This is a genomic window from Paenirhodobacter ferrireducens (assembly GCF_004022265.1).
Lineage (GTDB): Bacteria > Pseudomonadota > Alphaproteobacteria > Rhodobacterales > Rhodobacteraceae > Rhodobacter > Rhodobacter ferrireducens.
The window spans coordinates 1-14,127 of the sequence record NZ_SAVB01000029.1 but is presented as its reverse complement, the minus strand read 5'-3'; the positions used below and the strand labels follow the sequence as shown (position 1 = coordinate 14,127).

Below are 14,127 nucleotides of genomic sequence, written 5' to 3'. Positions count from 1 at the left end.
CACTGTGATGACGAAATACGATGAAGCCTGGGTTGCCGCCGAGGAAGCGAAGCGCAAGTGGATGGCGGAGAACTCGCTCTACCGCGAGGACGACGAGAAGGCGTCCTGCGGCGTCGGTCTCGTCGTGGCGCTGAACGGCAAGGCCTCGCGCCGGGTCGTGGCGAGCGGCATCGAGGCGCTGAAGGCGATCTGGCACCGCGGCGCGGTCGATGCCGATGGCAAGACCGGCGACGGCGCGGGCATTCACGTGCAGATCCCGGCGCCCTTCTTCTATGACCAGATCCGCCGCACCGGCCACGAGCCGGACATGGAGAAGAAGGTTGCCGTTGGCCAGATCTTCCTGCCGCGCATCGATTTCGGCGCGCAGGAGCGCTGCCGCACGATCGTCGAAAGCGAAGTGCTGCGGATGGGGCACTACATCTATGGCTGGCGCCACGTGCCGGTGAACACCGAGGTGCTGGGCGAGAAGGCGAATGCGACGCGTCCCGAGATCGAGCAGATCCTGATCCGCTGCGAGAAGGACATCGACGACGAGACCTTCGAGCGCGAGCTCTACGTCATCCGCCGCCGCATCGAGAAGGCGGCGATCGCGGCGCAGATCTCCGGGCTCTACATCTGCTCGCTGTCGACGCGCTCGATCATCTACAAGGGCATGATGCTGGCCGAGCAGGTCGCCGAATTCTACCCGGACCTGAAGGACGATCGTTTCGAATCGGCCTTCGCGATCTATCACCAGCGCTATTCCACCAACACCTTCCCGCAGTGGTGGCTGGCGCAGCCCTTCCGCATGCTCGCCCACAACGGCGAGATCAACACGCTGAAGGGCAACGTCAACTGGATGAAGAGCCACGAGATCCGCATGGCCTCCTCGGCCTTCGGCGACGCGGCCGAGGATATCAAGCCGATCATCCCGTCGGGCACCTCCGACTCGGGCGCGCTTGATGCCGTGTTCGAGGTGATGGTGCGTTCGGGCCGCTCGGCGCCGATGACGAAGACGATGCTGGTGCCCGAGGCCTGGTCGAAGGCGACGACCGACATGCCGAAGAAGTGGCAGGACATGTATGCCTACTGCAACGCGGTGATGGAGCCCTGGGACGGCCCCGCGGCGCTTGCCATGACCGACGGCCGCTGGGTCTGCGGCGGGCTTGACCGCAACGGGCTGCGCCCGATGCGCTATGTCGTGACCGGCGACGGCATGCTGATCGCGGGCTCCGAGGCCGGCATGGTTCCGGTCGACGAGATGAACGTGCGCGAAAAGGGCGCGCTCGGGCCGGGGCAGATGATCGCCGTCGACATGCGCGAGGGCAGGCTCTACCACGACAAGGAGATCAAGGACCGGCTCGCCAACAGTCAGCCCTTCGGCGACTGGGTCGAGAAGGTGATCGACCTGAACGCGATCATGCGCGACGTGCCGGAAAAGGCGCTGCACGCGGGCGCCGATCTGCGCAAGCGGCAGATCGCGGCGGGCTACTCGCTCGAGGATCTCGAGCAGATCCTCGCGCCGATGGCCGAGGACGGCAAGGAAGCGCTCGCCTCGATGGGCGACGACACACCGCCCGCGGTGCTGTCGAAGCAGTATCGCCCGCTGAGCCACTTCTTCCGGCAGAATTTCTCCCAGGTCACCAACCCGCCGATCGACTCTTTGCGTGAAAGCCGGGTGATGTCGCTGAAGACGCGCTTCGGCAACCTGAAGAACGTGCTCGACGAGGACAGCTCGCAGACCGAGATCCTGATCCTCGAGAGCCCGTTCATCGCCAATGCCGAATATGCCGAGATGATGAAGGTCTTCGGCGAGTCGGTGACGGTGATCGACTGCACCTTCCCCGCCGGCGCCGATCAGGAAGCGCTGCGCGAGGGGCTGGAGCGGATCCGCGCCGAGGCGGAGGACGCGGTGCGCTCGGGCGCGCTGCACCTCGTGCTGACCGACGAGCATCAGGATGCCGAAAAGGTGGCGATGCCGATGATCCTCGCGACCTCGGCGGTGCATTCGTGGCTGACCCGCAAGGGGCTGCGCACCTTCACCTCGGTGAACGTGCGCTCGGCCGAATGCATCGACAGCCATTATTTCGCCGTGCTGATCGGCGCGGGCGCGACGACGGTGAACCCCTACCTCGCGCAGGACAGCATCAACGACCGCATCGAGCGCGGCCTGCTGACCGGCTCGCTCGTCGACAACATGCGCCGCTATCGTGATGCGATCGACGCCGGCCTGCTGAAGATCATGGCAAAGATGGGGATCTCGATCATCTCCTCCTATCGCGGTGGTCTGAACTTCGAGGCGGTGGGCCTGTCGCGCGCCATGGTGGCCGAGTTCTTCCCGGGCATGCATTCGCGCATCTCCGGCATCGGCCTGCACGGCATCCAGCACAAGCTGGAGCAGGTGCATGCGAAGGGCTGGCTGGGTGGTCAGGACGTGCTGCCGATCGGCGGCTTCTACAAGGCGCGCCGCACCGGCGAGAAGCACGCCTGGGAAGCGCAGACGATGCACCTGCTGCAATCGGCCTGCGACCGGGCCAGCTATGACCTGTGGAAGCAGTATTCGGCGATGATGCGGGCGAACCCGCCCATCCACATCCGCGACCTGCTCGACATCAAGCCGCTCGGCAAGGCGGTGCCGATCGAGGAGGTGGAATCGATCACCTCGATTCGCAAGCGCTTCGTCACCCCGGGCATGTCGCTCGGCGCGCTCGGGCCGGAGGCGCACAAGACGCTGAACGTCGCGATGAACCGCATCGGCGCGAAGTCGGACAGTGGCGAGGGCGGCGAGGATCCGGCGCATTTCGTGCCCGAACCGAACGGCGACAACCCGTCGGCGAAGATCAAGCAGGTGGCCTCGGGCCGGTTCGGCGTGACCGCCGAATACCTGAACCACTGCGAGGAGCTGGAGATCAAGGTCGCGCAGGGCGCCAAGCCCGGCGAGGGCGGTCAGCTTCCGGGCATGAAGGTGACCGAGCTCATCGCGCGTCTGCGGCACTCGACCAAGGGCGTGACGCTGATCTCGCCGCCGCCGCACCACGACATCTACTCGATCGAGGACCTCGCGCAGCTGATCTACGATCTCAAGCAGATCAACCCGCGTGCCAAGGTCACGGTCAAGCTGGTGGCGTCCTCGGGCGTCGGCACGATCGCGGCCGGCGTGGCCAAGGCGAAGGCCGACATCATCCTGATCTCGGGCCACAACGGCGGCACCGGCGCTTCGCCGGCGACCTCGATCAAGTTCGCGGGTCTGCCGTGGGAAATGGGGCTGACCGAGGCGCATCAGGTCCTCGCGATGAACAAGCTGCGCGAGCGCGTCACGCTGCGCACGGACGGCGGTCTGCGCACCGGCCGTGACATCGTGATGGCGGCGATGATGGGCGCCGAGGAATACGGCATCGGCACCGCGGCGCTGATCGCGATGGGCTGCATCATGGTCCGTCAGTGCCAGTCGAACACCTGCCCGGTGGGCGTCTGCACCCAGGACCCGGTGCTGCGCGCCAAGTTCCACGGCACGGCCGACAAGGTGGTCAACCTGATCACCTTCTACGCCCAGGAAGTGCGCGAGATCCTCGCCTCGATCGGGGCGCGGTCGCTCGACGAGGTGATCGGGCGCGCCGACCTGCTGACCCAGGTCAGCCGCGGGTCTGCGCATCTCGACGATCTCGACCTGAACCCGCTGCTGATCACCGTCGATGGCTGGGACAAGATCGTCTACGACCGCTCGAAGCCGCGCAACTACGTGCCCGATACGCTCGATGCCGAGATCATCAAGGACGGCCACCGCTTCTTCGAAGACGGCGAGAAGATGCAGCTGTCCTATGCGGTGCGCAACACGCTGCGCACGATCGGCACCCGCGCTTCGAGCCACATCGTCAAGAACTTCGGGATGCGCAACGCGTTGCAGCCCGACCATCTGACGGTGAAGCTGACCGGCTCCTGCGGGCAGTCGCTCGGTGCCTTCGCGGCACCGGGGCTGAAGATCGAGGTTTCGGGCGACGCCAACGACTATGTGGCGAAGGGTCTGTCGGGCGGCACCATCGTGGTCCGTCCGCCGATGTCCTCGCCGCTGGTCGCGGCCGAGAACACGATCATCGGCAACACCGTGCTCTATGGCGCGACGGACGGCTATCTCTTTGCCGCCGGCCGCGCGGGTGAGCGCTTTGCGGTGCGCAACTCGGGCGCCAAGGTGGTGGTCGAGGGCTGTGGCTCGAACGGCTGCGAATACATGACCGGCGGCGTCGCGGTGATCCTTGGCCGGATCGGGGCGAACTTCGGTGCCGGCATGACCGGGGGCATGGCCTATCTCTACGACCCGGAAGGCGTCGCCGAGGATTACATGAACCTCGAGAGCATCGTGACCTGCGGCATCGGCCACTCGCATTGGGAGACGCAGCTGCGCAGCCTGATCGAGCGGCATGCGAAGGAGACCGGCTCGCGCAAGGCGTCGGAGATCTTGCAGAACTGGGAGTCGGAACGGGCGAACTTCCTGCAGGTCTGCCCGAAGGAGATGCTGGTGCATCTGCCGTATCCGCTCAGCGACGAACCGGCAGCGATGCCGGCCGAGTGAGATGGAACCGGATACCGTTTCCGGGCGTTGACGGGCGGGACCTTCGGGTCCCGCCCTGTTCGTTTGCAGCCACAAGGAGAGCGAGATGGCTGAGCTTCTGATCCTGGCCTTCGACACCGAAGCGGCGGCTTTCGGCATGCGCGATTCGCTGGCCGAGCTGCAGCGCACCGGCCTCCTCGACGCCGAGGACATGGTGGTGGCGACGCGCGACGCCGAGGGCGCGGTGATCCTGCACCAGCCGCTGAACCTGACCGCAAGCGGTGCCCTTGGTGGCACCGCCTGGGGGGCGCTGATCGGGCTCGTCTTTCTGGCTCCGGTGGCGGGGGCCGCGATCGGCGCCGGCATCGGCGCGCTTGCGGGCGCGCATACCGACATCGGCATCAACGATGATTTCATGCGCCGCGCCGCCACCGCGCTGCCGCAAGGCGGCGCCGTGCTCTTCCTGTTGCTGCGCCGGGCGCGGGCCGCCGAGGTGATGGAACGGCTGCGCAATCTCGGCGCCACCGGGCGCAGCCTGAGCACCGAGCTGCCCGAGGACATGGAGGCGCGGCTGCGCGTGGCGATCGCGCGCGCCGGCACCACCGCGGTCAGCGCCGAGGAGATGACCGAGGCCGCCGCCGAACGGAAGCAGCCGGTGATCGGCGCCGGGCCCGATTGAGGGCCGCGGATATCTTGACCTGACCGGCCCGGGCATGACTTATGGCGCCATGGCAGCACGCAGGGCATCACCGGGCAAGAAGGCCGCAGGCGCGGCCGCACAGGGCGCAAGCGCGCCCCTGCGCTGGGCGCTGCGTTGGCTTGCGCGCCTCGTGCTGGGGGGCGCGGCGGCCTATGTCGCGCTCATTGTCGCCTACACCGTCGTCAACCCGCCGATCACCCTGACGATCTGGTCGGAGATGCGCCGGCTCGGCTCGGTCGATCAGCAATGGACGCCGATGGACGAGATCGCGCCGGTGGTGGCGCGATCGGTCGTTGCCGCGGAGGACGCGAATTTCTGCCGTCACTGGGGGTTCGACATGAAGGCGATCCGGCAGGCGATTGATGCCGGGGGTGACCGTGGCGCCTCGACGATCAGCCAGCAGACGGTGAAGAACGTCTTCCTGTGGCAGGGGCGCAGCTGGCTGCGCAAGGCGATGGAAGCGGCGCTGACCCCGGTGGTCGAATTCGTCTGGAGCAAGCGGCGCATTCTCGAGGTCTATCTCAACGTCGCGGAATTCGGCGAGGGCGTGTTCGGCGTGAACGCCGCGGCCTTCCACTATTTCCGCACCACGCCCGACAAGCTGACGGCGCGGCAGGCGGCGCTGCTTGCCGCGGTGCTGCCCGACCCGAAGGGCCGCTCGGCCTCGCACCCGTCGACTTTCGTCTCGCGTCGGGCACGGGCGATCTCGGACGGGGCGCAGACGATCCGTGTCGACGGCCGCGCCGCCTGTTTCTCGCGCGACTGAGCCGGTTCAGAACACGAAGATGTCGGCGGCGCTCAGCGCGGTGCCGGCGCTGAAGGTGGCGACCAGAACCCTGTCGGTCGCCCCTGTGCCGTCGGCGTCGAACCACAATTGCCCGGCCGCGGCGTCGTAAAGGAAGCGGTCCGCGGCATCCTGCGCCGTTGCCCCGGCGTGGAAGGCCGTTTCGGACAGCGTGCCGCGGGCGACCCCCGCGAAGGCCCAATGCGCCATGCGCAGCATATCGCCCTCGGCAGCGGCGTTGCGGTTGAAATCGAGGATGTGGTCGACATTCTCCGCCCCCGGCAGCCGGTCGAAGACGAAGGCATCGGCGCCGGCGCCCCCGCGCAGCGTGTCATTTCCCTGCCGGCCGGTCAGGGTGTTGTCGAACATATTGCCGAAGAGCGTGTTCGCGAGCGCATTGCCGGTGCCGCTCAGCCCCTCGATCCCCGCACCCGAGGCATCGCGTGCGGGCTGCAGATACAGCCGCTCGACGTTCTGCGGCAGCACGGTCGAGACATAGGCGCGCACGGTGTCGAGACCGCGGTTCGCCCATTCGATCACCTGGTCGCCGGCGTCGCGCACGACATAGACGTCATCCCCCGCCCCACCAAGCATGGTATCGGCATTGCGGCCGCCGTCGATGAAATTGTCGCCGGCAGTGCCGGTGATCCGGTTCGCCAGCGCATTGCCGATGCCGCGCAGGGCCGTGCCGGTGAGCACCAGGTTCTCGAGATGCGCCATCGTCAGCGAGAAATCGACCGAGGCGATCACCGTGTCGGTTCCCCCCCAGCTCCGCCATTCGACGATCCGGTCGCCGGCAGTGTCGACATGGAAGAGGTCGGAGCCGTTGCCGCCGGTCATCCGGTCCGCCCCGGCGCCGCCGTTGAGCGTGTCGGCGCCATTGCCGCCGAACAGGACATCTCGGCCGAAGCCGCCGTTCAGCAGGTCATTGCCGAAACCGCCATCGAGCGTGTCGGCGCCGGCCCCGCCGATCAGCGTGTCGGCGCCGCCGCGGCCGAAGATCTGGTCTTCCCAGACCGTGCCGGCCAGCCGGTTCGCCGCAGCATCGCCGCTGATCGTGGTGATCGCCGGAACGGCATCCGCGGCGCGGGCATCAAGCGCCGCGTTCTCGCCGCCGAGGGTGACCGTGCCGCGCACCACGCCGTCGAGCCCGCCGCCCGAGAAAACCACCGAATAGCTGCCCGGATCGAGCCCGAGCTGGTAGCCGCCCGCATCCCAGGTCGTGGTGGTCATCGTGTGGCCATTGCCGGTGATGGTGACGGTGACGCCGCCCATCCCCTCGCCCGCATCGTAGACGGAATCGCCATCGGCATCGTCAAAGACCGCGCCCAGAAGCTGTGGTACGGCATCCGCGCGGGCCCCGAAGTCCTGGGTCACCACCCAGGGGCCGACGGTGGTCGAGGAAGACCGGTCGGCAAGCGCGCCGATGCCGACCTCGGTATAGGCACCGTTCAGGATCGTGACCCGGTGCCCGGCCGGGTCCTGCATCCCGCCCGGACCATAGCCCCAGTCGATGAAGAAGCCGGCATGGGCGTAAAGCGCATTCTCGGCATAGGCGAAGATGTTTTCGCCCACCCGCAGTGCCGGATAGCCCGTGGCAAGAATCCGGGGGCCGAGCGCGGCCTCGCCGGAAAGCTGGTGCGCCTGCGTGTCCTGATCGATCATCAGCCGGCTGTGTCCGAGCGCAGCATCGGCGAGCAGCCCGTTCCAGGCGAGCGGCGCGACCGGGTCATAGGCGGCAAGCTGCTCGCGGAACAGTGCGAGATCGACCCCGAAATAACGGATCGCGGTGGTGATGTCGGAGGCGACGGCGGTGCGGCTGCCAGCATTGGCGATCAGCGCGTCGAATTCCCCGGCCGGGTCCATCCGGGCGCGGTTGATGTATTGCAGGAGTTCCTGCTCGAAAGCCGTCGGTTGTCTCATCTGTCGATTCGTCCTGAGGCCGGATCCGTCGCGGGCCTGGGTAAGGAAAGACTGTGCCCGCGGTCAGTCAGAACCGAATTCTGCGGCATTTTCATGGCCGGAAGACCGCACCTGCGGCCGGCGGGGCCCCGGTCGGCCAAATGGGCTGCCTTTTGCCGCGGAAATCCCATATATGCCGTTTGAACCTGCCTGCAGGCATTGCGTGAAGGACGAACCATGACTTCCATCGTGACCATCGGCGACATCGCGATCGGCGGGGCGAACCCGATCGCCCTGATCCTCGGCCCGTGCCAGCTTGAAAGCCGCGACCATGCCCGGATGATGGCCGAACGCATCGCCGAGGCCTGCGCGCCGACCGGCACGCGCTTCATCTTCAAGGCAAGCTATGACAAGGCGAACCGCTCCTCGCTCGCGACCACGCGCGGGCTCGGGATGGAGGTCGGGTTGCAGATCCTCGGCGACATCGGCAAGGAATTCGGCGTGCCGGTTCTGACCGACGTGCACGAGCCCTGGCATTGCGCCATCGCCGCCGAGGTCTGCGACGTGCTGCAGATCCCCGCCTTCCTGTGCCGCCAGACCGACCTGCTGCTGGCTGCGGGCGAGACCGGCCGGGCAATCAACGTGAAGAAGGGGCAGTTCCTCGCGCCCTGGGACATGGCGAATGTCGCCGCCAAGATCGCCTCGACCGGCAACGAGCGCATCATGCTGTGCGACCGCGGCACCTCGTTCGGCTACAACACCCTGGTGACCGATTTCCGCGGGCTGCCGATCATGGCGCAGACCGGCTATCCGGTGGTGTTCGACGCCACCCATTCGGTGCAGCAGCCGGGCGGGCAGGGCACCACCTCGGGCGGGCAGCGCGAATTCGCGCCGGTGCTGGCGCGGGCGGCCTGCGCCGTGGGGGTCTCGGCGCTGTTCATCGAAACCCATCAGGACCCGGACAACGCGCCCTCGGACGGGCCGAACATGATCCCGATCGACCAGCTCGCCGGCCTGGTGGCCGACCTGCGTGCCTTCGATGCGCTTTACAAGGAACGGATCGCGAAATGACCGCCGACGCCTGCATCATCATTCCCGCGCGCTATGCCTCGACCCGCTACCCGGGCAAGCCGCTCGCGACGCTGAAGGGGGCGAAGGGCACGGTGCGCAGCCTGCTCGAGCGCTCGGTGATGGCCGGGCGCAAGGCGATCGAGGAGGCGGGCGGCGAAATCTCGCTTTACGTCGCGACCGATGACGCCCGCATTGCTGACGAGGCCGCCCGCATCGGCGCCGAGGTGATCCTGACCGACGCCGCCTGCCGCAACGGCACCGAGCGCGTCGCGCAGGCGATCGACCGCGCCGGGATCGGGGCCGAGATCATCGTCAACCTGCAGGGCGACGCGCCGCTGACGCCGCCGGGCTTCGTCACCGCGCTGATTGCCGCGATGCGCGCCAATCCGTCCTGTGGCATCGCCACCCCGGTGCTGCGCTGCGATGCCGAATCGGTCGGCCATTTCATCGAGGACCGCCGCAACGGCCGTGTCGGCGCCACCACGGTGGTGTCGAACAAGCTGGGCCAGGCGCTTTACTTCTCGAAGGAAGTGATCCCCTTCACCAATGGCCAGGGCGAGGTCGACGGCATCGTGCCGGTGTTCCACCACGTCGGGCTTTACGCCTATCGCCGCGCGGCGCTCGCCGCCTATTCCGGCTGGGAGCCCGGCCCGCTCGAGCTGCTCGAAGGGCTCGAACAGCTGCGCTTCCTCGAAAACGGCTACCCGGTCTCGACGGTCGAAGTCTTTGCCCCCGGCGCGAAGTTCTGGGAGCTGAACAACCCGAGCGACGTACCGCTGATCGAGGGCTATCTCGCGCAGATGGGCGTCGACTGAGCCGCTCCCCCGACACAGAAAATTTGAGGCATTCGGGGCCCGCAGAAATGCCGGCCCTTAGCTTTCCGTTAGCATCTCTTTGCAAGGATCAGCTCGCATTCCGATGGAATGGCGCGGCGACGCAACAGGCGTGCCGCATGGTCAGAACGCCACGAGCGCCGTTTCCCAAAAGGGCGGCACCTGAAGCCGGCGCAAAGCGCCGAATGGAAAGTGAAGGACCTGATATGTCCAGCATTCTGACGAACACCAGCGCCATGGTTGCGCTGCAGACGCTCAAGGGCATCAACTCCAGCCTGTCGAAGACGCAAAGCGAGATCTCGACCGGCAAGACGGTGAGCAGCGCGAAGGACAATGCGGCGGTCTGGGCCATCTCCAAGGTGATGGAGGCGGACGTCCAGGGGTTCCAGGGGATCTCCGACAGCCTGTCGCTGGGTGAATCAACGGTGGCCGTGGCCCGCCAGGCGGCGGAGACGGTGACCGATCTGCTGACCCAGATGCAGTCGAAGATCGTTTCGGCGCAGGACGAGAACGTTGATCGCGACAAGATCCAGACCGACGTGGAGGCGCTGAAGGCGCAGATCTCCTCGGTGGTCAGCTCGGCGCAGTTCAACGGCCTGAACCTGATCGACGGCAGCAAGGGCTCCACCAACATCCTGTCCTCGCTCAACCGCGACCTGTCGGGCAATGTCTCGGCCTCCTACATCGGGGTGAGCGGCGTGGACTTCTCCACCGGCGGCTACACCGCGCGCAGCGTCTTTGCGACGGGGTCGGGTGCCACCGGATCGCTCAGCGCAGCGGGTGCCGACACCAGCGCCTTCAGCCTCGATGCCACAACGGGAACCGGTTCCATCGTGATTGACGGCACGGTTGCGGATCTTGCGGCAGGCGATTCGATCTCGGTGAACATCGGTGGCCAGGCCGCCACCTATACCGTGACCGAAGACGACCTGCGGGCGGGGGTTGACCAGTCCGAGTCGATCGCCTTCGGGCTCAAGAACGCGATCGACGGGCTCGGGATCTCGGGGTTGACCGTGACCTACGACGATTCGACCACGACGGGGACGCTCTCGCTTGCCAACACCGGCGCTGACGCGCTGACGGTGACCGGTCAGTACAAGAACGCCGATTCCGGGGATCTCTCGCTGCTGGCGACGATCGACGTGACCGACGGCTCGACGCTTTCGGCGCAGCTGGTCAACATCGAAAGCATGATCGAGAAGGCCACGACGGCGGCGGCCGACTTCGGTTCGGTCGAAAACCGGCTGGGCATCCAGGCGGATTTCGTCTCGAAGCTGACCGATGCGATGAAGACCGGCATCGGCGCCCTCGTCGACGCCGATATGGAAGAGGCATCGGCCCGGCTGCAGGCGCTGCAGACGCAGCAGCAGCTCGGCATCCAGTCGCTGTCGATCGCGAACCAGCAGCCGCAGAACATCCTCTCGCTGTTCAAGTGATGACACCCGGCGGGGCGCCCCGAGGCGCCCCGCCTTCCGCGCCAAAGCTGCGCGATGTCTTCCCCAATACAGAAAGGTATTGCCGTGTCCGCGACGACCATGGCCAAGACGGCCTACGAGAACCCCGCTCAGCCGATCCGCACGCTGCGTGCCACCGAATACGAGGTCTTCGCGCGTGTGACGCGACGGATGAAACAGGCCGAAGCGCGCGCCGATTTCGTCGAACTCGCCAGCGCCATTCACGACAACCGGCGCCTGTGGACCATTCTGGCGACGGATGTCGCGCTGCCGCAAAACCCCTTGCCCGCACCGCTGCGCGCTCGCCTCTTCTATCTGGCGGAATTCACCCAGGCGCACAGCCGCAAGGTGTTGCTCGGTCAGGCCCGGGCGGAGGTTCTCGTCGACATCAACACCGCGATCATGAGGGGATTGCGCAACGAGGGGGCACACGGATGACGGGTCTTGTTCTCAAGCTGGCCCCGAAGGAAAGGGTCCTGATCAACGGCGCGGTGATCGAGAATGGCGAGCGGCGCTCGCGGCTGGCGATCATGACGCCCAATGCCCATATCCTGCGCCTGCGCGACGCGGTCCATCCCGACGAGGTCAACACACCGGTCCGGCGCGTGTGCTACATCGCGCAGCTCGTCCTCTCGGGTGATGCCGAGTGGGACGAGGCGAAGGTGCAGCTGCTGCGCGGGATCGAGCAGCTGAGCCAGGCTCTCACCGATCATGACAGCCGCGCGCAGCTGGCGCTTGCGACCTCGGCGGTGATTGAGGGGCAGACCTACCAGGCGCTGAAGGCGCTGCGCAGCCTGCTGCCGAGAGAGGAGCGGCTTCTCGCCGCGACCGGCGCATGAGCTACACTCCCGTCCTGCCGTTCGGTGGCTATGCCGGCTGGAGCCTGCTGAACCGGACGATGGGGCGACAGATGGCGGCCTTCACCGCATCGCCTGAGATCCAGCGCAACGAGACCTATTTCCGCGAAAAGATTGGCTCGATCCGGACCGCGGAAGACCTCGTTTCGGATCGCCGTCTGCTGTCCGTGGCGCTTGGCGCCTTCGGCCTGGAAGGCGACATCAACAACAAGTATTTCATTCTGAAGGTGCTGAACGAGGGCACGCTCGATTCGAAGTCTCTCGCGAACACGCTTTCCGACAAAAGCTATCTCAAGCTGTCCGAGGCGTTTGGCTTCGGTGACTTCTCGGTGCCGCGCACGCAGCTTTCCGATTTCGCCGACGAGATCTTGCAGAAATACGAGAGCCGTCAGTTCGAGGCGGCGGTGGGCGAGGCGGATGACAGCCTCAGGCTGGCGCTTTCGGCCCGGCGCGAATTGCCCGAGATCGCCGCGAAGCAGAGCACGCAGCGGGCAGGGTGGTACGCTGTCATCGGCTCGCGGCCGATGAGTTCCTTCCTGCAGACGGCGCTTGGCCTGCCATCCGAGGTTGCGGCCCTCAATGTCGACCAGCAGGCGGAGATCTATCAGAAGAAGGCCTTCGAGGTTTTCGGGACGTCGGATCTTGCGGTGATCTCGGGCGCCGAATCCTTCGAAAAGCTGAACCGGATCTATTTCGCCAGGGCGCAGATCTCTGAGGTCAGCTTCCAAAGCCCCGGTGCGGTTGCGCTTGCGCTTTTGCAGTCCTGACCTGCCGGCAAGTCCACCGCCTTTGATGCACCGTCCGGGCCCATCCATCGCCTGGCACGGGAAGCAATGGTGCGAGATCTCGATGATCCGCGGCACCGCCATGCGCGGGCCGACCTCACCGCGCCCCTCTTCGGCCGGCGCGGCACCTTCCTGAGCGGTTGCAGCATCCCGGTCTGGTGGCGCGGGGCGGGGCAGCGCAGCCCGTTGGTCCGGATATGCCGTATGGTCTTCCCCCGCCGCGGGCATTTCCTGCTTTGCCGCCGTCCGCAGGCCGTTTAAAACTCGATGGGGTACGGTTATTTGTGCATACTTTAAATTTAGAGTCGAATATATATCAGGGAGTGGAGCGACCCGACATGCCCAAAAGAATGTCACTTCCGAAAAAAATCGCGATGGCGCGGGGCGGCCTGAGAGAGCGGAACAAGCGGCTGCGGGCCGAGCAGGTTCTGGATGCGGCGGCGCTTCTGTTCCGCGAGCGTGGCTATGAGGGCACGCATATCGAGGCGATCGCGGAACAGGCCCTGGTCGCGCCGGCGACGGTCTACAACTACTTTGCCACCAAGCCGAACCTGCTGATGGCGCTGGCGCTGCGCCATGTCCGCGCCTCGCTGCCCGAACGGCGCGCCTTCCTGAGCAACCTGCCCGAGGAGCCGCTGCAGGGGGTGATTGCCTTCGAATCGCTGCTGGCGCGCCAGGCGATGCGGCGTCTCTCGCGCGAGTGCTGGCGGGTCATCCTGTCGGCGACCTTCCTCGAGCCCGAAGGCCCGGCAAGCCGCACCGGTGCGCGGCTCAATACCCTGATCCTGCGCCATTACATCCGGCTGGTGCTGCGCTATCAGGAGACCGGGAAGATCCGCGCCTCGGTCGATGCCCCGGCGTTGGCCGAGATCCTCCTCGCCCTGACCACGCAGTATTTCGGCAATTTCGTTGCCGCACCGGCGCGCCCGATCGAGTCGCTGCTCGACCAGACCGAGCGCCACATCGGGATCGTGCTGCAAGGCGTGCTCGCGGAGCAGGGGCTTGTTGCACATATCAGTGAGAGGGATTCATCTTGAGAATCCTGAGGGTTAGATCGTTGGCATGCCAGAGCCTGCCAACACCCGCTACCGCACGACGAACTGGTCCGGCTATAACGCTTCGCTGAAGCGGCGAGGATCGTTGTCCGTCTGGTTCGATCCGGAAATGTCTTGGCAGGCCGAGCGAGCCGTCAAGCGCGGCCACCCCGAGACCTTCT

General features: G+C 66.4%; 11 protein-coding genes and 1 pseudogene. 11 read left to right on the top strand and 1 reads right to left on the bottom strand.

The features are described from left to right. Positions 1 to 7 precede the first annotated feature (7 nt). From gltB to mtgA, 3 genes are all read left to right on the top strand, one after another. On the top strand, positions 8 to 4,546 hold the full coding sequence (gene gltB, locus EOW65_RS18230; RefSeq protein ID WP_128151862.1) for a glutamate synthase large subunit: 4,539 nt from the start codon (positions 8 to 10) through the stop codon (positions 4,544 to 4,546). Between the two features lie 85 nt (positions 4,547 to 4,631). Then, positions 4,632 to 5,204: a DUF1269 domain-containing protein gene (locus EOW65_RS18225; protein WP_128151860.1), complete on the top strand. Its 573-nt coding sequence runs from the start codon at positions 4,632 to 4,634 to the stop codon at positions 5,202 to 5,204. A 49-nt stretch (positions 5,205 to 5,253) separates the two neighbouring features. After that, positions 5,254 to 5,991 carry a monofunctional biosynthetic peptidoglycan transglycosylase gene (mtgA, locus tag EOW65_RS18220; RefSeq protein ID WP_128151858.1) on the top strand — a complete coding sequence of 246 codons (738 nt, stop codon included), beginning with the start codon at positions 5,254 to 5,256 and terminating at the stop codon, positions 5,989 to 5,991. Between the two features lie 6 nt (positions 5,992 to 5,997). On the opposite strand, the gene EOW65_RS18215 is transcribed toward mtgA, so the two are convergent. Then, a complete protein-coding gene (locus tag EOW65_RS18215; protein ID WP_128151856.1) occupies positions 5,998 to 7,932 on the bottom strand; it encodes a carboxypeptidase regulatory-like domain-containing protein in 1,935 nt (644 codons plus the stop codon). Positions 7,933 to 8,148: 216 nt separating this feature from the next. On the opposite strand from EOW65_RS18215, the gene kdsA reads away from it, so the two are divergent. The 8 genes and pseudogenes from kdsA to EOW65_RS18175 all read left to right on the top strand — a co-directional run. Then, entirely contained in the window at positions 8,149 to 8,982 is an 834-nt protein-coding gene (gene kdsA / locus EOW65_RS18210) for a 3-deoxy-8-phosphooctulonate synthase (RefSeq protein WP_128151854.1), read from the top strand. After that, on the top strand, positions 8,979 to 9,797 hold the full coding sequence (kdsB, locus tag EOW65_RS18205) for a 3-deoxy-manno-octulosonate cytidylyltransferase (RefSeq protein WP_128151852.1): 819 nt from the start codon (positions 8,979 to 8,981) through the stop codon (positions 9,795 to 9,797). Before kdsA ends, kdsB begins: the two co-directional genes overlap by 4 nt. A 224-nt stretch (positions 9,798 to 10,021) precedes the next feature. Further along, positions 10,022 to 11,251, top strand: coding sequence for a flagellin (locus tag EOW65_RS18200; protein ID WP_128151850.1), 1,230 nt, complete (start codon positions 10,022 to 10,024; stop codon positions 11,249 to 11,251). A gap of 99 nt (positions 11,252 to 11,350) precedes the next feature. Next, positions 11,351 to 11,707 carry a flagellar biosynthesis regulator FlaF gene (gene flaF / locus EOW65_RS18195; protein ID WP_240664778.1) on the top strand — a complete coding sequence of 119 codons (357 nt, stop codon included), beginning with the start codon at positions 11,351 to 11,353 and terminating at the stop codon, positions 11,705 to 11,707. Next, a complete protein-coding gene (flbT, locus tag EOW65_RS18190; RefSeq protein ID WP_113898444.1) occupies positions 11,704 to 12,108 on the top strand; it encodes a flagellar biosynthesis repressor FlbT in 405 nt (134 codons plus the stop codon). The genes flaF and flbT overlap by 4 nt, the downstream gene beginning before the upstream one ends. After that, positions 12,105 to 12,893: a DUF1217 domain-containing protein gene (locus EOW65_RS18185; RefSeq protein ID WP_128151846.1), complete on the top strand. Its 789-nt coding sequence runs from the start codon at positions 12,105 to 12,107 to the stop codon at positions 12,891 to 12,893. Before flbT ends, EOW65_RS18185 begins: the two co-directional genes overlap by 4 nt. 368 nt (positions 12,894 to 13,261) lie before the next feature. Then, on the top strand, positions 13,262 to 13,948 hold the full coding sequence (locus EOW65_RS18180) for a TetR/AcrR family transcriptional regulator (protein WP_206364098.1): 687 nt from the start codon (positions 13,262 to 13,264) through the stop codon (positions 13,946 to 13,948). Between the two features lie 25 nt (positions 13,949 to 13,973). Further along, a pseudogene (locus EOW65_RS18175) lies at positions 13,974 to 14,127 on the top strand (IS5/IS1182 family transposase); the annotation flags it as partial.